This window comes from Lentilactobacillus diolivorans DSM 14421, from assembly GCF_001434255.1.
Taxonomy (GTDB): Bacteria; Bacillota; Bacilli; order Lactobacillales; family Lactobacillaceae; genus Lentilactobacillus; species Lentilactobacillus diolivorans.
The window spans coordinates 1-18,446 of sequence record NZ_AZEY01000050.1 but is presented as its reverse complement, the minus strand read 5'-3'; the positions used below and the strand labels follow the sequence as shown (position 1 = coordinate 18,446).

The following is an 18,446-nucleotide window of genomic DNA, read 5'->3' as shown; positions in this document are numbered from 1 at the left end:
ATTTTATATAAGATTTTTATGAAAAGGAGTGACAGCATGGCTTTAGGACAACTAACTAACCAAATCGGATTAATGTTTTGTTTGATGTTGGTTGGCGTATTAATCAATAAACTCAATTTTATGCATTCACAAACCTCCAACGATTTAACCAACATCCTGCTTTACATCGTATCCCCCTGCCTGATTATCGGTGCCTTTGAACAACGATATTCCGCAAACCGGATGCAACAATTATTACTGGTTTGCCTTGGGATTGCGATTTTTTATATTGTCGAAATCACAATTGCCAAATTTGCTTTTTCAGGAATAAAAGATCACAACCTTCGTCGAATTGCCAAATATGGCAGCATTTATTCCAATGCCGGATTCATGGGGGTTCCGCTGACTAGCGCCTTGTTTGGCAACTCAGGTGTCTTTTTTGCGGTTGCTTCTTTAGCCGGCTTCAATATCTTCAGTTGGACCCATGGCGTTTCGCTGTTCAAAAATAAGGCAACAACCAATGACCGGTGGCAGAATATCCGGGAAATTATCATCAATCCCAATATTATCGCTATTATTTTGGGACTGATCATTTTTAGCGTTTCATATCAACTACCCGGTCCTGTTAACGAAGTTGTTCACTACGTCAGTTCAATTAACACGCCGCTCTCGATGATCGTCATCGGCAATAGCCTCGCTAACATCAAAATCAGCCGGCAACTGATTGATTGGCACCTTTGGTTGGCACTGATCTTTCGAAATCTGATTTTCCCGGTCGTTGCTATTTTAGTGCTGACGTTACTTGGCGTTTCAGGGATTGCCCTTGACACAACCATTTTAATGGCAGCGTGCCCGGTTGCCGGAATTGTTGTTCTATTTACGTTACAAGCCAAAGGGGATGCCAGTCCAGCCGTTGCACTAATGAGTTTATCAACTATTCTTAGCTTAATCACGATTCCATTGGTATTTGCGGTAATGAACTGGTGAAAAAGCGTTTAACTATCCATCAAAATTTCATCTGCCAAACACGGACAAGAGTGGACCGCGCTTTTTCCGTGTTGGCGATGATAGATCGACTGGGACAATCCTCGTTTATCCCAGTCTCTTCTTCGTGTATGCACGATCGTTACCCGGAAGAAACGCGAAGAAAGGCAGTTCGGGCTTTATGGCCTAATTATCTAAGCTTGTTCTTTAGAAATCCCATTATAATCTGTTTTAACCGACATTTAATAACAACTCAAAAATCGGATGATTTATTTTAATAATCGAATTGTATTAACTGAAATCTTAGCCTATGATAATAATGAAGTAAAGATTACACATATTGAGGGGTATTCCAAATGAAAAAAGTTTCCGTTCTATTAGGCTTATTGGCTGTAGCCACATTAGGACTTTCCGGCTGTGGAAATTCTAAAGCCAGTCAGAGTTCCAGCAGTTCCACTAAAGTCACCCTTAAAAATCAAGACAAAATTTCTGAGTATGAGGGCATTATCAAGACTGCAAGAGATTTCAATGAAAATGGTCATTATAAGGCATCCAACAAGGCTTTAAATGGGATTCGGATTGCTGATCTGGGCAAAAAAGGATTCAGCGCGCTCAAGACTGAATATTTTCAAATTCAGAAGAGCAATGATGCTTTTCTACTAAAGCAAGGTAAAAAACAAAATCAAGCGGCAACAAGTAACGGATCAACAACTAATTTAAACACCAACAACAGCTTTTCAAGCTATCCAAAGTTCGTTGGTGACTATACCTTCTATAATTATGACCCTGATCGCCTTCAAAGCGACCTGATTATCGATTCAGACGGAACCGTCGTTCAGGAAAATACTGACGGTACTAGTTTTCATGGGGTTGCAACAATTTCGTCATATAGTCAAAGTGGTATTTTATCATACGATGTCACCTCTGATACAAATCGAACAAAATCAATTAATTCAAATGTAAAAATTGTTGTCACCTGGAGTAATGGCCAAAATGAAACGTACTATGGTTATACTTCTTATGATGGCGGTGCGGTTTTGACTGATGGGAAGACCTATAGCGGGGATTTAGTCAATGAAGTTTGGGTTCAGTAAATTACTAGGCATTGTGCTTGGATTGATTTTGATTGGGGGTTGTTCGGCCAATAAACAATCAGCAGATGATAAGCGACCGGCGAAGTCCAGCCAAACTTTATCCAGTCAAAGTAATTCCAGACACATACAAGTTGCCAAAAAAGCCAGCCGGAGAAAAACCAATTCACAAGGTGTCGAACTAAAGCATAAAATATTAGCAGCCGAAAAACAATGTATCAAATCATCTGCCGGCAAAACATCAGTTTTTGTCGATAGTCTCAACAACGGCCAACTAATTGTTACCAACAACCAAGTCCAACGGTCAGCAAGTGTTATTAAGTTGTTTATCATGATTGACACTTTTCATCAAATACAGACAGGCCGCTTAAAACTTAATCAGTTAGTCTCGTTTCCTAAAAGTGACCGAGTTGATAGTACCGGTGAATTAGCCAACCAAGCTGTTCACCAAGTTTCCGTCAGCGAGCTACTAAAGCTCATGATCCGAAATAGTGACAATTCAGCCACCAATGTCTTGATTGATCATTTAGGGGGCCTAAATATCGTTAACGAGGAAATTAGGCGTCTAAATTGTAACCACACGAAATTACAACGAAAAATGTTGGATTACCAAGCATTACAAAGTGGAAAAGATAATTTAACGACTTCAAAGGATATCGGGAAAATTTTGGTAAGGCTTTATCACCATCATGTATTGAGAAATCCTTATGACTCTGCAATGCTGCAATTACTCAGGCACAATGCTAATCAAAGCAAACTACCCGCACTTATCAATCAAAAATCAGTCATTTATAATAAAACCGGAGAATTTCCTCAGTATGGCGTTCAAAATGATGCCGCAATTATCAAGAAAGGCAACCAGGCATTTATCGTTGTTGTGCTATCAGAAAATGGTGTCCAAACCAAGCAAATAAACGCAATGCAACAGCTCGGTGAAAACTTGTATACCATTATTTTCCATTAGCTTTGAACAGCAGGATAGAAAAAAAGACGGGATCAAAGCAAAGTTTAAATTCTTTGCTTTGCTTCCGTCTCCTTTTTAAACGCAGGCAAACAATTATTTTAATAATTTGTCAATAACGCCTTACCCTTTGCATAATCAACTTTCCGCTCACTTTCCGGCATCATGTTACCGCCAGTTGCCCAGACAATATGAGTTGCGTTGGCTGTATTAAAAGCAGGAACTTCTTTAATAACGGGCGCAATAGCCGTAAATCCGGCTGCGGCAGAAGGTTCAACCATTATTTTTTGTGTATCCATTAACTCAGTAACGTAACGATAAATTTGGTCATCTTTAAATGTCACACTGCCGAATAACAAGGTTCGCATCACCTTTCCTGCTAATCGAGACGGTCGACCAACTGCCAATCCATCTGCTGCAGTCAAGCCATCCAACCCGATATCATAGACAGAAATTTTACTGTTAAGCTTCGTCATCATCCCCAGCGTTACAGAAGGTACATGGGTCGGTTCGCAAAAAATAGCGTGAATATACGGTCCAATAATTGATTTTAGCCCAAACGTGACACCGCTCGGACTGCCACCAACGCCAGCCGGTAGATAAACCAGTACTGGATGCTGGCGATCAACCTTAATATGTTGATCCTTTAACTGTTTTTGCAATCGTACACCAGCAACCGCATAACCCAAAAACAAGTCCGATGAGCCCTCATCATCAATAAAATGGGTTTTAGGGTCGGCGGCAGCGTCGTTTCTCGCAATCGGAATGACATCGGAAAAATCAGTATCGAATTCCTTAACGGTCACCCCATTCGCTCTTAATTTGTCTTTTTTCCACTGACGAGCATCATGGGACATATAGACGGTTGTTTTAAATCCAAACGTTGCAGCAACAATGCCAACACTCAAAGCAAGGTTACCAGTAGACGCAACGGAAACGCCATAGTTCGCGAAAAGTTTGTGATACTTTTCAGACGCAAGGACACTATAATCATCCATATAAACCAAATCACCCTTAGTTGTCGCAATCTTTTCAGCAAATTTCAAGACTTCATAGATCCCACCGCGTGATTTTATCGAACCCGAAATCGGCAACTGGCTGTCAGCTTTAAGATAAAGTCCACCAGCCAAATCGGAAGTGTGATCATTATTCCATTGATTTTGCATTCGATCCAAACGAACCAGTGGTGATTCAATAATCCCATGCATTTTAGCTGTTTCTGGAAATGCCTGTGCTAAATAAGGCGCAAATCGTTCCCATCTGGCAACAGCATCAAAAATATCAGCCCGACTAAAGGGTAATGGCACCTTTTGTCCATAATCAGGATTCCGCCAGAAGATAGGCTTCTCATGTGCCAAGTCACTAACTTGTGGATACTTTGTCATAAGCGTTTGATCAATTGTCATATCGCTGATCTCCTTATATGTCTGAAAGATTTCGCGACTATTATATCCCGCTAAAATTGCGACTAACTGTGAAAAGTTAAAAACTTTGCTAATAATTAAACATGCTCCCAGATCAACGTTAGTTTACGAAGTTACATTGGTGTGCTTATAGATGCCCATTCAGCTGATGTTTTCACAGATTTTGGAATGGTAAACTTCTTTACTTGATTTAAATATTGATAGTTACCCATCAACTTTTCAGTTACTGCTTTTTTCGACGAACCCATCGTATATCCCATGGTAATGGCCAGCTTTCTTGGTAAATAATCTGTCTTATTAACGAGATATAGATAGCTAAATTTGGTGATCTTTAAATGTTTCATCATCTGCTTGGCTGCTGATGAATTTCCAGACTCAGCCAGGATCAGTTGCTTGGCGGTGTGACTGCCTAACTTCCCAATACCATGGTAGGATAGACGATAATTTGCTTGAGTCTTTGCTTTCTTCAGATGATGTCCAAGCATCCCTAATCCTTTTTGACCACTTTTAGCCGTCATTTGGGCCTTTAAGTTTGCTACAATCGGACTTTTCGAATTAACTTTTTGTTTAATCCATTGGTGCTTGGGTTTGCTATAAATCATGCGGTTGGTGATGTAATAATGAATCCGACTGCTGCCACCATTAGCCAACTTAACCTTCATCACAAGCGGATTTGAGCCAAACTTCCCACTAATTGTTCCAGATATTGTCCGTTGATTGGCAATTGTTCGAGTCACAATTTTGGCCTCGCCGCTTTTGATTTTTTGGGTTGCTTGTTGAGACTTTTCAATAACTGTTCCAATTTTTGGGTCAACGGTTTGCGTTTGGCCTTTAACACACCCTGTCAAAAGCAATCCCATACCGGCAACTACTGGAACTAACCATTTTTTCATCATAACTATTCTCCCGCAGAATTATCTGGAAATGATTTAATATGATTAAGAATACCACAAACTGCTAATCCATTATTAACGATCACCAACAGCCATTTCACGTAAACATGAAAATAATTGAAACCGGGTTCGCTAATTATTATTTGGCCTCTAAAATGATATTAATCACGCTGTAGATAAGCGCCGATCCAACTAATGGCAACCAATTCGTTTTCAATTTAATCCCCACCGTCACCAACCAACTCAAAAAGTAGTTGCCACGCCAATGATACTGAACGTTGTGAATAATCTGAATGCTAGTTAGCAAGGCATAATAGGCAAAAACAATGTGCGCGATAACGGCACAAATATCCAAGATAATGCCAACCAGATTACCAGTCATGATAATTGGAATAACAGTCAGAATCGCCAAAACAATTGATCCCAGAACCGGCAAAGATGGTAAAATCACGATATTTCTCCACGGAACAATCGAAAAAATAACGTAAGCAGCTAACAGGATGAACCGAACCCATAAATAACCAAATATATTGGTAAAATGAAACGTAAAATGCAGTGGAATCGGTTTAAATAAATTTCCCTTGGCAATGCTAAGCCAAAAGATGATCATTAAGATGGTCCAACCAATCAAAGAGTATTGCGTGAATTTGCTTAACTTGAGTTTTGTCATTTTTAGCCTCTCCTAAGTTTCCGGTTTTTTATTTTGGGGTTGCAATATGGAAAGTCATCCGATTTAGTAAATACTGAATGTGGCTTTATATTGGATCCAACACAGGCAATTGTAAACTTTCTTGCTTAATCGCTTCTGGAAGCCATAATTTAACTGACGGTAGTATGCCAACGTTGATTCTGGACCAGTGCCACCAATGATACCCAACTTTTCCATTTCAATCATCCTCTCTAAAGTAACTTCATAATCTCTGCAACCGTCTGAAAAACTGTTTGATTCGTCACATCAATTTTTTGCGAATTGACAGCGGCATATAACGGTAACCGTGCCACTGCGCCACTGACTGCTTGATTTTCACGAATGCCTTTGGTGACATCCTTGTTAAAACGTTTCCTTAAGGCTTCTGGAGTTGCAACCAGCGAAATTGAAACAAATTGATAATCATCAATTAGACCTGCCATGATTCGATCAATAATAGCTTGCTGATGCATCACCCAAACAAAGACAATGTTTTCAATTTTAGAATTTTCAATAAATGAATTTAATAAAAATTGAATGTTCCGAACTACCATCTGTTTATTCTCGTCGTTCACAATGAATGGACTCAAATCCCAACACCAATCGCCATCCAAAAAGACGGCATTTGCTAATTCATTTTTAACTAATGCCCTACCAATCGTCGTCTTACCAATCCCCATTGGGCCACCAATAAAAATCAACCGCTTCATCAAATCACTCCAATCGCAATCGGCTAATAAAACAAAAAGGAGGACTCAAGCAACTTTAGCTGCTTGAATTCCCCCAATTATTTTAATTACTGATCCTCATCTGTTTTAATGTATGCTTGAACCAAATCACTCGTTCCCTCACGTTTCAAAAATTCGGATGGTGACCCCTCAAACCGAATTTTACCGTCCTTCAAAAAAAGTAAATGATAGTGATCATTATTAATATTTTGAAATTGATGCGATGTTAAAATAATCTTTTTACCCTCAGAATTCAATTGCTGAATCCGCTGCATCACCACCTGTGCCATTCGTGGGTCCAGCCCGCTTTCTGGTTCATCAAACAGATACAACTGGCGATTTAATCGTGAGAAGGCATCAATAATAACCAACTGTCTTTGACCACCTGATAATTTACCATATTTTACATCAGCAACTTTTTGGAGCACGTCAGGTAAATCAGCCTTGGTAAACCGGTTATTTGGCGTTTGAATATCCATAACCATTTTAATCGTATTATAGACCGTTGCTTCGTAAATAAAGGGCACCCCTTGAATTTGATACGCAATCTGTTTGAATGCCGGAAACCCTTCAAATGATGATAGGTCTCGTGGCTTAACCGTTGAAATAAAATCCAGCAAAGTCGTTTTACCGACACCGTTTGGTCCCAGTAAAATGTTAACCTTATCGTCTTCAAAATGAGCATTTAAATGATCGTACAACTGACGCTTATCCGGCAACGTGTATGTAAAATCCTTAATTTCCATTATTTTCTCCTCTTAACTAACGACTGATTACCGAATTTAAACTCATTTTTGCTACAATCACATTTCCGACAATGACATAGGCAAGCCCGGCAACACTCACCGTAATCAGTGTCGTCATTAGATCGGTCTGCGCAAAGAATAAGCTATAAACACCTACAACAAAGCTGCTTGGGTTAATAATAACCAACAAGATGTTGAGTAATTTGGAAGTTGTCCCATACGACAATAGCAATGCCAGCAACAAGTATCCCGTCATGAACACGCCCAATGTTTGAGTTCTCATTGGAATCGCCAACAAGAAGCTGGTATAAAAGGCCACTACCGGGATGATAATAAAGTTCAGTAACCAGCAGGCAAACATAAATTCCAGGATTTCTAAATCCGGTCGATAGAACACAGCCGCAATGATATCAAAAATCAGAATTTCAGCTTGAATAACTAGCGTCTGTGGAATTAAATTCGCATAAAAAATTAATCGTCGATCACCTGAGATAAACGTAAACATTTTCAAAAAGTTGTTTTCCCGCATACTAATCATTGCCGTGATCACTTGATTTAAAATACCACTCAAAATGATATAGCTCCAGAATCCCAACAAATGATACCGAATAGCGAGGTTAGTAAGATCATGACTACTGCTAAAGAACGCGTAAATAAAGTAAAGTGCCGGAAAAACCAGGGTGTAAATAAAGAGGCCTTTATCATCTAATGCTATGTTAACCTCAAATTTACTTAAAGCAGAGAGCTTCTTGAACATTTTCACATCTCCTATAGACTATGGACTTACAAACATCATCATCGACTAAAGTAATTGAAAGCATTAGCATTTAGTCACATTATTTCTCTTAATATTAAAGCATTATGAGAAAAAATCAATGGGCTTACTGAATCAATTCGTTCGAGAATACCATCGGCGCGTACAAACGTTCCTACAATTTGGTAATATCTATTACACATAATCTTCTAAATTAAAGATGAGAATTAACGTGAAAACGGTTAGAGAAAACCATCTCCAACCGCTGATCAAAAACTATTTAGCTGGCGCTTGCAATACCCAGTGATCCGGCTCCACTTCAACCAATTTACCCGTTAGGTTGAATTGATCACGATCATAAGTTACAAATTTCTTCCTTCGTTCATAATATAGATCAGCTTGGGGGGCAGCAGACAGCAAAGATCGTGTATATTGATGCAATGGGTGCTGATATACTTCTTCTGCCGGCCCCGTTTCAACTATTCTCCCCTTATACATCACTAAAATTGAATCACTAATATAGCGAACAATTGACAGATCATGAGCGATAAATAGATACGTGAGGTTGCGCTGCTTCTGAATATCTTTTAGTAAATTAATAATTTGGGCCTGAATAGAAACATCCAGAGCGGAAACCGGTTCGTCTAAAATCAGAAACTTAGGCTGAATCGCCAACGCCCGGGCAATTCCAATTCTCTGCCTCTGACCACCAGAAAACTCGTGAGGATAACGATCGATAGCGTCAACGGGTAAGCCAACAGAGATCAGCAATGCCTCAACCTGATGAAATCGATCATGCTTGTTTTTGGCAAGATGAAAATTATCAATTCCTTCTGCAATAATTTCACCAACTTTTAGTCGTGGGTTGAGTGATTCAAAGGGATCTTGAAAGATCATTTGAACGTTACGCCGAAATTTTCGTTTATCTGCAGAATTAAACTGTTCAATTGATTTTCCTTCATAATTAACTCTCCCAGACGTAATTGGTCCAATTTTTGAAATTGCTCGAGCAATCGTTGATTTACCGCTCCCTGACTCACCGACTAATCCAATCGTTTTCCCACGTGGAATTTGAAAACTAACGTCATTAACCGCCATTTGCCGTTGGCGATTCTTACCAAAGACCACTGACAGGTGACTCACATTAAACACTGATACTTGCTTCATTCAGCCGCCCCCTCTGTCTTGCCTTAAAAGTCTGCCACCGCTTTTGGATTGTTTCTGGAGGGGTATAAGCCGGCGTTCTTTTATCAAGTAACCATGACTTCACGAAATGAGTGTCTGATAACTGAAATACAGGGGGCTTTTGTTCAAAATCAATATCCAATGCATATGGGTTCCGCGGTGCGAATGGGTCACCTTTACTAATTGTTTTCAAATCCGGTGGCGTCCCCGGTAATGTGAATAGTTTTTCATCCGGGTTTTGTTCGCTTGGAACAGCTTCAAGCAGCCCCCATGTATATGGATGCTGTGGATGATAAAATATTTCTTCGGCTGTCCCAACCTCAATAATTTCACCAGCATACATTACCGCTACCCGATCAGCTATTGCAGCCACAACGCCCATATCATGCGTAATAAAAATCATCGAAAGCCCATATTTTTGCTTCTGCTGTTTTAACAACTGTAAAATTTGTGCCTGAATGGTTACGTCCAATGCCGTTGTTGGCTCATCGGCAATCAGTACCTCTGGATGATCAATTAATGCCATTGCAATCAAAATTCGCTGACGTTGGCCACCAGAAAGCTGATGGGGATACTTCCGATAAGTTTGACTTGGATTGGGAATGCCGACATCCTTAATCTGTCGTAAAACACGTTGCTTTAACTCGTGGTGACTAATATGTTGGTGATGTGTCAGCGCTTCAGCAATTTGTTTACCAACACGCATCGTGGGATTTAAAGCGCTTAAAGGATCCTGAAAGATCATTGAAATTTTAGCACCACGAATTTGCTGCTCTTGTGACTTGGTTAAATTCAACAAATCGGTTTTACCAAATGCCAGCTTATCCGCGGTTACTTTTGCATTTTTCGGTAATAACCCCATTAGTGAATGGGTGGCAATCGACTTTCCAGACCCGGATTCACCAACTAATGCCAACGTTTCCCCCTGAAAGAGATCCAGGTCAACGCCTCGGACAGCATAAAGGGGACCCTCGTTGGTTTGGATTGTGACCTGAAGTTTTTTTGCCTCAATTACCTTTACCATTAGAACATTAACCTTCCTTCCAACATATTTGTTAACCAACTAAATAGTTGCACGAACACTAAACTGATTATTGTCAATATTAAGAGTGTGACGGTAGGTGACAATTTTCCCTTTTGGAATGATTGGTAAGTAATTGTCAGTCAATGAACAGGATGATGTAAATATCGTTGGTTCATTATCAGATGAATGGCGATAAACAGCATTAGGACTGCCGTAACAACCAGATAGAAACGAGTCATCTCTGCTGTAAAATTACTTAATGATCGTGACCGGTTCAGCCACGTTCCAAAAACTGATAGTATGAAACCCAGTGACAACGAATAACCAACTATTTGAAGTATTTGCTTGGTTTCGACAACTATTTGTTTAGTTTGCGTTTTAGTTTTCATTCAAATTTCCTTTATTTATCCTGATATTTAGGATCTAACGCATCTCTGACACCATCACCAACAATATTGAATGCCAGAACTAAAAGAATTAATACAATAATCGGCACATATAGTTGATATGGATGTTGTAGCATTTGATCTTGGCCAACAGAAATTAGAATTCCTAAACTGGTATTAGGTGGTTGAAGACCCAGGCCTAAAAAACTCAGACTGGCTTCAGCAAAAATATTATCAGGGATACTTTGACCAATATCCAGGATTAAAATACTCATCATGTTGGGAACAAAGTGTCGAGTGGTTGTTCGCCAAAAAGGTGTATCCAGCATTTTTGCTGCCGTTACATAGTCTAAATTTCGTAACTGCATCACCAATCCACGAGTTTGTCTGGCGGCATCCGCCCACGACGTAATCGCAATCGCAAATAGCAAAGCCACAATTCCGTTACCCAAAACAGCCATTAAAATCATCGTAATTAAAAGACTTGGAATTGAGTTAAAGATTTCAATGATTCTCATCATTACTTCATCCACCCAACCACCAGCAACTGCCATAATGACACCATAGACTGTCCCAAAAACAATTGATAATATGGTACTGACAATGGCAACTAATAACGAAACCTGCAAACCAGTGCAAGTTCGCACAAACAAATCTCGACCTAACTTGTCTGTTCCGAAGAAATGGGCAAAACTAGGTGCCTGATTTTGCAAGGCAGCATCGATGTGATTAGGATCATAATGAATAATCAACGGTCCAATAATGGCAGCACCGACTATCAGTATCAAGACGATTAACCAAATGACTGTAATTGGTTCGCTTAAGAATTTGCTGATTGCAGTTTTCCCAAAACCACTCTTGCGATGAATGGATACATTAGCCTGTGAGTGCTGCTGATTGGCTAACAACTCGTGCTGATTGCGAGAAACAAAATGAAATATTTCTGATTGCTGTATCCGGCTTTCCGCCATTCATTGACATCTCCTTTCTAACTCTCATAGAGCTTAATTCGTGGATCAATCACTGTATACAAAATATCAGTGATAAACAGCGTCACAATATACAGGGCTGCTAAGAGAACCGTTTCACCCAGCACAATTGGCACATCCCGATTTGTCAACGCCTGAACGAAAAATTGGCCAACACCAGGGATAACAAAAATACTTTCCACAAACACAGAACCCGTGATACCAAATGCGATTGAAACCGGCAATGAGGTTGTGACTGGAATAAAGGCATTTCTGATAATATGATGTAAAATAACACTCCGGCCAGACAACCCCTTTGCATATGCTGTTTGGATATAGTCACTACCAAGAACATCAAGCATTGAATTTTTTAGTAATCGTGCATATCCGGCAATATAGCCAATTCCACCGGCAAGTGTTGGTAAAATTGTATAGGACCAACCACCCCACCACAATTGGTTTCCTTCAGGCCAACCAATAATGGGAAACCAACCCAGCTTACCACCGAAGTAGCTTTGCAATAATAAACCAATCACTAAACTTGGAACTGACATCAATAGCAAACTCAACACCGTCACGAAGCGATCAATCCAGTGATTCTTATAGATAGCTGCCAAAACACCCATTATAAGGCCTAATGGAATGCCAAAAAGCATCTGTTGAATTCCCAACCGTGCAGAAGCCGGTAACTTTTCTTTTAAAACTTTTGTCATTGTTTGACCTGGTGTCACAATCGATTCACCAAATTTTCCATGGACCATGTTATCCATCGTAATCACATATCGGGTCATCACAGGCTTATTCAATCCAGAATTTTTATAAACTTGTTTACGGGCCTGCTCTGGTAATCGATTGGTTTGTGCAGATAAAGCATCTCCTGGAATTGCTGCCAACAAAAAGAATGTTGCCGAAGCAATTAGAAACAGTGAAATCAATAACTCAACTGCTCGACGAAGAATCATCTTTAGCATAAATTGTTATCCTCCTTTCGCAGGGATCAACGCTAAAGCTATTTCTTATAAGCATAGATATAGTTTGATGTCGGCCCAAAAATTGGTGTCTGATAGCCATGTAGTGACTTTGAAATAAACACTTTGGTCTTGGGGACGGTTGTTGGCGCGACGCCAAAGTCTTTGGTAATCAATAATTTTTCAAGTTGCGTATAAATTTTCAATCGTTGTTGATCCGTCTTAACCTTGGATAACGAATCAAATAGTTTGTCATAACTGGCATTTTTATAGCCACCAAAGAAGCGCTGGAAACCATTACTGGAGTCCCAAAGTTCTAAGAAAGTTTCGGGATCGTTATAATCACCAAACCAGCCATTAGTTAGAAGATCATAATTACCTTTATCACGTTGTGCAATAAAAGAAGCATCATCCGGCTGAGAACTTGACTTTACGGTAATCCCTAATTTGTCTTTGTACTGTTGCTTAATAAATGAAATAATATCACTATCATCACTACTACTGTTTTCCGTTAAATAAACCAGCTTAACTTTACTCAGATTCGTTGATTTTCCAAGCTCTTTAAGCCCTTGTTGGAATAATCCTTTTAGTTTAGCAGCACTATTATACTGTTTCTCAGGCCCTGCTAAAATATTGCCAGCGTACTTGCGGTAGTTAGTGCCACCAACCGTTACGCTACCCGGTAAATATCCCTGGGCCGGCTGCTCTTGACCACTAGAAATAATTTTGTCATATTGCTTTCTGTCAATTGCAAGTGTTAATGCTTTCCGGATCTTGGTATTCTTCAGAAGTCCCTGAGTGCCACCCGTTTTTTGGTTAAACACGATTAGATTAGTCCCTGATCCCAGTTGATTTCGAACATTCAATTTACCGCTTTTAGCAATTTTCTTAAAGTCAAGTGCTTGAGTACCACTAGCCTCAACGGCATCCAATTGCCCTGACTGAAGCAGCGCGGAAATTGTGGCATCTTTCGAACTCGAAATATATGTAACTTTTTGTAATTTGACCTTTTTGGCATTCCAAAACTTTGAATTCTTCTTTAGTACAATTTTGTCGTTAGTCTTCCATTGGGTAATTTTGAAGGCCCCATTTGATACTTGATCCTTCCAGTCCGTTTTCCACGATTTATTGCCGTGCTTATTAATTAAATCCAATCGAACAGGATAAAATGCAATATTTGATAACTTTTGCAAAAAGTTAGCGGTCGGATGCGCAAGGGTAATTTGAAAGGTCGATTTATTAGGTGCCTTCACACCTACTGATGCTGCAGTGGCTTTACCAGTATTATATTTCTGAGCGTTTTTAACATCATAACCAAGTGTAGAGTACGCGAATCCGTTTTTAGGATTTAATTCACGAAGAACCGAATCAACATAATCTTGTGCAACAACCGGTTTACCATCAGACCATTTTGAACTTCTTAATTTAAACGTGTAACGCAACCCATCCTTAGAAACAGTGTAAGATTTTGCTCCGGCTAACTGTAAAGAATCCTTGCCATTTTTCGATACCGTCCGGAACAACCCTTCTTGGGTAGCATTTAAGATATCGAATTCATTTGAGTTTCGGACATCATTTACATCTAAAGTTGTTGGATCATTCGCCTCCACTAAGTTTAAATCTTGTTTATTACTGCTACTACTGGACTTCTGTCCACATCCCACTAATAACAGAGACAACGGAACTGCCACTGCCGCCGCCCAAAGAACATTTCTTAACCTGTTTACCATCAATTTCACTCCTCCAATTTCGCTATCAACAAAATCCCATACAGCCAAATCACACAATCTACAAACCACCCACTTTAAATCTGCCCAACAAAAAACTCCGCCCTTACACAGTCAAATTAACTGTATAGGGACGGAGTACTTCCGCGTTACCACCCAAGTTCATGATTGCTTAACAACAACCACCTCAACAACTCATCAGCAAACTGAATAAGTCAGGGATCATAACGCATCCTTGCGTAGGCATCGCTTTCACGTACCTATTGCTCCGAGCTCATATTCGTTATCCTTTCAATTCAACCTTTTCAGCAACTGGTTTTCTCTTTAGAATCTAATTCGAACAACTACTCTTCTCGTCAAAGCAATATCTTAATTTGTTAAAAATGAGTATACTCATCATTTTCTTAAAGTCAACACGGCGTATATCATCCATGCTAGCATAGTATAATTCCCCTTAACCGTGGTTACATATGGCATCAATCAACTTATTAGAAGTAAGTTAGCGTTGGTTTTCATTTGGTTTGCGAACCAGTCATAAGTCCCTATAAAAGGGTGATTAATGCAATTCAAAAAAATTTTATTTAATTTGAAAATATCAATGAAAATCCATTTATCAGAATAAAACATTAAGAAATCGCCATCATTTCCAAAGAAAAAAGGCCCAAGTTGCATTTATTGGCAGCTTAGCCTTTTCATTAATAATTCGATGATTTTAAATTCACAATTTGTTATTTCTGATAAGCCAGTCCCCGCTTCAATCGTTTCCAGAAACTCGTATCATCCGTTTGTAAGATCAATCCTTCATATATTCGACTGATATAGATGACCAGTCCCGCAATGCTTGCAATTAGAATGACTAGTGACACACCAATCTCTAACCCACTGGCATTAGAATTGATCACCCGCAATGGCATGAAATACGATGAAAAGAATGGAACGTAGGATAAAATCTTAACCAACAATGCATCAGCGTTATTAGAAAACGGAATCGTAATAAAGAACGCGATCATGCTCAAATAAATAGCCGGCTGAGCAGCTTTAGGCGCGTCTTCGGCTTTAGCAACCAGTGCCCCACTAAAGGCTGAAACAATTGTATAAATAATGACGCCGAGCAAGACAAATGCCAGATTAACGTTTACCAAATTACGAACAACCGCACTGACTAATGAATGGTATTCGGTCATAAAGTCTTTAACTTTTCCAAGCTGCATCGCTAACTCAAAGAAAGCATAACCGCCAACCAAATAAACCACGATCTGTGTCAAAATAACCATTAACACACCAACAATTTTGCCAATGAAGTATTTCGATGCTTTCGTACTGGAGAAAATGATTTCCATGATCTTAGTTCCCTTTTCAGAAGCAATCTCTTGGGCTGTCACTGATGAATAGGTAATCAGAACCATGTATATCATAAATGTCAAAATCCAAAACGATGCCATTTTAGCTAAACTAGCGCCACTAACCTTCTTTTTGATTTGTTGCTTAAATGCGGGTGGCTCGTTTAGCGACTTTAGTTGACCTGCACTTAATTTAGCATTTGAAATATTTAGTTGTTGTTGTGTCTTTCCCAAAAAGGTATTAATCTTTGTTCTCATGCCGCCACTTAATGAGTCATTAGCATGGTAAACGCCGGAAACCTTTGTGGCATCAGAAGAAATCACCAGATAGCCTGCCAGGTTATCCTTGGCCACTTTCTTTTTAGCAGCGCTGACAGTCGTCACACTCGTCTTAACATCATCTTGATTATCTTTAATAAACTGTTTCCGCAACGCCGGCTGGTTAGAAATAACCGCAATTTTAGTCTGATCAACGCTTGACGTCGCGCTAAAATAACCAACTCCAAGTGAAATTGCAATTAAAACAAATGGTGATAGGACCAACATAACAAAGCTCCACGATTTTACCTGGCGCAAATAAGTTTCTGCTGCCACAATCCAAGTTTTATTCATTGTTTAATCCCCGCTTTCATTCTAAAGATTTCATCCAGGGTCGGCGGTTGTTGACTAAACTCCTGAATATACTGGCCATTGGTTAATTGTTGAAAAATTTCAGGACCAGCTTTTTCATCGTCCAGTCGGAGTAAAAACCGATCGCCGCGAAGTCGATTCACATCCGTTACATGTGGCAGCTGACGCAGTCTTTCTTCTGACCAATCTGTCGTAACATAAAGCTCCGAGCGACCAAATTGATTTCGAACATCTGTAATGCTCCCGTTTAAGACAACGTCGCCTGTTCGCAGCATGACTAATTGATCGCAAAGGCTTTCAACGTTTGCCATATCATGACTGGAAAAAATGATCGCGGCACCTTGAGCTTTGGTTTCCAAAATTGCTTGTTTTAATAAATCCGCATTGACTGGATCCAAGCCACTAAATGGCTCATCCAAAATGACCAACTTAGGTCGATGGATTAACGTACAGATCAACTGAACTTTCTGCTGGTTTCCCTTTGATAAGCTCTTAATTCGATCGGTTTTTTTACCTTTAACCGCAAACTTTTTTAACCAGTTATCGATTTGCGGCCGAATCACTTTGGCTGGTTGATCCTTCAGCCTTGCTAAGTAAACAATTTGCTGTTCGATCGTTAATTTAGGCATCAGACTTCGCTCTTCTGGAAGATACCCAATTTCATCAAAAACAGATTCAGTAATGGGCTTACCCTGCCAGCGAATCGTACCATCATACTTTAGAAAATTTAAAATACTGTGAAACGTCGTTGACTTACCAGAACCATTCTGACCAATCAGACCGGTGATTTGACCATCTGGCACTTTGAAACTAACGTCATCAAGTGCAGTCAGATTGCCAAATTGTTTGTGGAGATGTTCAAGTGTCAGCATATTGGTTAACCCCTTTCATTTGATCTTATAATATCATAACCGAATTATTTATTGAAGCAATCTTTATTGAAATGAAACAATGTCAAAGCATTTATACATCAATAAATGAGCACCACTTGATATTTAATCTTTAGAATAAAAAACACCTCAGCCAATCTCTCCATTACTCAGAAATACTAGCTGAAGCGTCTTATTATAATCGAAAATGAGTTATACCTGGTTTAAATCATCATTATTCGCAATCAAAACAGATCTTCACTCGTTTTAGTGATACTGTTTCATTGGTTCAACAAACTGCCAGCTCTTTTGATAATAAGCCTGGTCCCAAAAATCCCATTCGAGTTCACAGCTCTTTAAAAATTCTTCTTTGACAACATCCAAATGGTGCTGGTCATATTTAGGTGCTTCGCGATCAATCAAGTCAAATAGCTGCGATAAAACACTCTCGCCATCATCCGCCATGTTTGCATAGAAATCAATCCACGGCTTAAAGACGTTATCATCAGAGTTCTTACCCTGTTTAACAAACCGGTTTGCGATTTCTAAGTAAGTCCATGGACAAGGCGTCATCGCCGAAACAATATCAATCAGATCACCAGTTCTGGCAGCGTTATACATATGTTCATTATACAGGTAGGTCCCCGGTGCCTGAGCTTCATGCTGCAAAGTTTCGTATTTAACCCCGGCAACATTGCAAAAATTGTGGTGCGGATGAATTTCACTATTCAAAATAAAATCAATTTGTTTTGCAAAAATGGTCATGTCAGCTCTGGTTGCCGATTTTTGAATTGCAGCCGCATAAACTTTAATAAAGGCATTAAGATAATTAAAATCCTGACCAACATAAAAGGTCAGCGCCTGCTTGGGTAGCTGGCCGTTTCCAATTCCATCCACAAAGGGATGCTTGTAAATTTCATTTAAAATAGGTTGCCCGGCAGCGACTAATTGTTCTGAAAATTTCATTGTGTGGCTCTCCTAAAATGCAAAATTTCCAAATAGCACTTCACCGGATTTGGCATCATTAATATCATGCCTATCACTTCCCTACGTTGGTAGTTACTTAAAAGCAATAAGCACCGTCATATAAGCAAGTTTGCG

The 18,446-nt window shown here is 39.5% G+C and carries 19 protein-coding genes; 3 read left to right on the top strand and 16 right to left on the bottom strand.

Annotated elements, in window-relative coordinates; all coding sequences use genetic code 11:
• Positions 1-36 precede the first annotated feature (36 nt).
• The 3 genes from FC85_RS05225 (at position 37) to FC85_RS05215 (ending at position 3,018) form a co-directional block, all read left to right on the top strand.
• On the top strand, positions 37-966 hold the full coding sequence (locus FC85_RS05225; RefSeq protein ID WP_057864498.1) for an AEC family transporter: 930 nt from the start codon (positions 37-39) through the stop codon (positions 964-966).
• A 353-nt stretch (positions 967-1,319) separates the two neighbouring features.
• On the top strand, positions 1,320-2,057 hold the full coding sequence (locus FC85_RS05220; protein WP_057864497.1) for a hypothetical protein: 738 nt from the start codon (positions 1,320-1,322) through the stop codon (positions 2,055-2,057).
• A complete protein-coding gene (locus FC85_RS05215; protein WP_057864496.1) occupies positions 2,038-3,018 on the top strand; it encodes a serine hydrolase in 981 nt (326 codons plus the stop codon). Before FC85_RS05220 ends, FC85_RS05215 begins: the two co-directional genes overlap by 20 nt.
• Positions 3,019-3,116: 98 nt before the next feature.
• Here the strand turns inward: FC85_RS05215 and FC85_RS05210 are convergent, their stop codons facing one another.
• From FC85_RS05210 to tenA, 16 genes are all read right to left on the bottom strand, one after another.
• Positions 3,117-4,421, bottom strand: a complete 1,305-nt coding sequence (locus FC85_RS05210) for a D-serine ammonia-lyase (RefSeq protein ID WP_057864495.1) — start codon at positions 4,419-4,421, stop codon at positions 3,117-3,119.
• A gap of 131 nt (positions 4,422-4,552) precedes the next feature.
• Positions 4,553-5,335: a DUF6612 family protein gene (locus FC85_RS05205; protein WP_147008606.1), complete on the bottom strand. Its 783-nt coding sequence runs from the start codon at positions 5,333-5,335 to the stop codon at positions 4,553-4,555.
• A gap of 136 nt (positions 5,336-5,471) precedes the next feature.
• On the bottom strand, positions 5,472-6,002 hold the full coding sequence (locus tag FC85_RS05200; RefSeq protein ID WP_057864493.1) for a hypothetical protein: 531 nt from the start codon (positions 6,000-6,002) through the stop codon (positions 5,472-5,474).
• A gap of 63 nt (positions 6,003-6,065) precedes the next feature.
• Positions 6,066-6,218 (bottom strand): hypothetical protein, encoded by a 153-nt coding sequence (locus FC85_RS15980; protein WP_186825090.1) that lies wholly within the window; start codon positions 6,216-6,218, stop codon positions 6,066-6,068.
• A 14-nt stretch (positions 6,219-6,232) separates the two neighbouring features.
• Entirely contained in the window at positions 6,233-6,730 is a 498-nt protein-coding gene (locus tag FC85_RS05195) for an AAA family ATPase (protein ID WP_057864492.1), read from the bottom strand.
• 86 nt (positions 6,731-6,816) lie between these two features.
• Positions 6,817-7,494 (bottom strand): AAA family ATPase, encoded by a 678-nt coding sequence (locus FC85_RS05190; protein ID WP_057864491.1) that lies wholly within the window; start codon positions 7,492-7,494, stop codon positions 6,817-6,819.
• Between the two features lie 16 nt (positions 7,495-7,510).
• On the bottom strand, positions 7,511-8,251 hold the full coding sequence (locus FC85_RS05185) for a hypothetical protein (RefSeq protein WP_057864490.1): 741 nt from the start codon (positions 8,249-8,251) through the stop codon (positions 7,511-7,513).
• 273 nt (positions 8,252-8,524) lie between these two features.
• A complete protein-coding gene (locus FC85_RS05180) occupies positions 8,525-9,415 on the bottom strand; it encodes an ATP-binding cassette domain-containing protein (protein ID WP_057864489.1) in 891 nt (296 codons plus the stop codon).
• On the bottom strand, positions 9,393-10,457 hold the full coding sequence (locus tag FC85_RS05175) for an ABC transporter ATP-binding protein (protein ID WP_057864488.1): 1,065 nt from the start codon (positions 10,455-10,457) through the stop codon (positions 9,393-9,395). Before FC85_RS05175 ends, FC85_RS05180 begins: the two co-directional genes overlap by 23 nt.
• Before the next feature lie 140 nt (positions 10,458-10,597).
• Positions 10,598-10,846, bottom strand: coding sequence for a hypothetical protein (locus FC85_RS05170; RefSeq protein WP_057864487.1), 249 nt, complete (start codon positions 10,844-10,846; stop codon positions 10,598-10,600).
• An 11-nt stretch (positions 10,847-10,857) separates the two neighbouring features.
• A complete protein-coding gene (locus FC85_RS05165; RefSeq protein WP_083484985.1) occupies positions 10,858-11,814 on the bottom strand; it encodes an ABC transporter permease in 957 nt (318 codons plus the stop codon).
• 17 nt (positions 11,815-11,831) lie between these two features.
• The gene (locus FC85_RS05160; RefSeq protein ID WP_057864486.1) at positions 11,832-12,782 is read right to left on the bottom strand and encodes an ABC transporter permease; all 951 of its coding nucleotides are present in this window, start codon (positions 12,780-12,782) and stop codon (positions 11,832-11,834) included.
• Positions 12,783-12,820: 38 nt separating this feature from the next.
• Positions 12,821-14,509, bottom strand: coding sequence for a peptide ABC transporter substrate-binding protein (locus tag FC85_RS05155; protein ID WP_057864485.1), 1,689 nt, complete (start codon positions 14,507-14,509; stop codon positions 12,821-12,823).
• Positions 14,510-15,234: 725 nt separating this feature from the next.
• Positions 15,235-16,458 carry an ABC transporter permease gene (locus tag FC85_RS05145; protein WP_057864483.1) on the bottom strand — a complete coding sequence of 408 codons (1,224 nt, stop codon included), beginning with the start codon at positions 16,456-16,458 and terminating at the stop codon, positions 15,235-15,237.
• Positions 16,455-17,348 carry an ABC transporter ATP-binding protein gene (locus FC85_RS05140; RefSeq protein WP_057864482.1) on the bottom strand — a complete coding sequence of 298 codons (894 nt, stop codon included), beginning with the start codon at positions 17,346-17,348 and terminating at the stop codon, positions 16,455-16,457. The genes FC85_RS05145 and FC85_RS05140 overlap by 4 nt, the downstream gene beginning before the upstream one ends.
• A gap of 264 nt (positions 17,349-17,612) precedes the next feature.
• On the bottom strand, positions 17,613-18,311 hold the full coding sequence (gene tenA, locus FC85_RS05135; RefSeq protein WP_057864481.1) for a thiaminase II: 699 nt from the start codon (positions 18,309-18,311) through the stop codon (positions 17,613-17,615).
• Positions 18,312-18,446 lie beyond the last annotated feature (135 nt).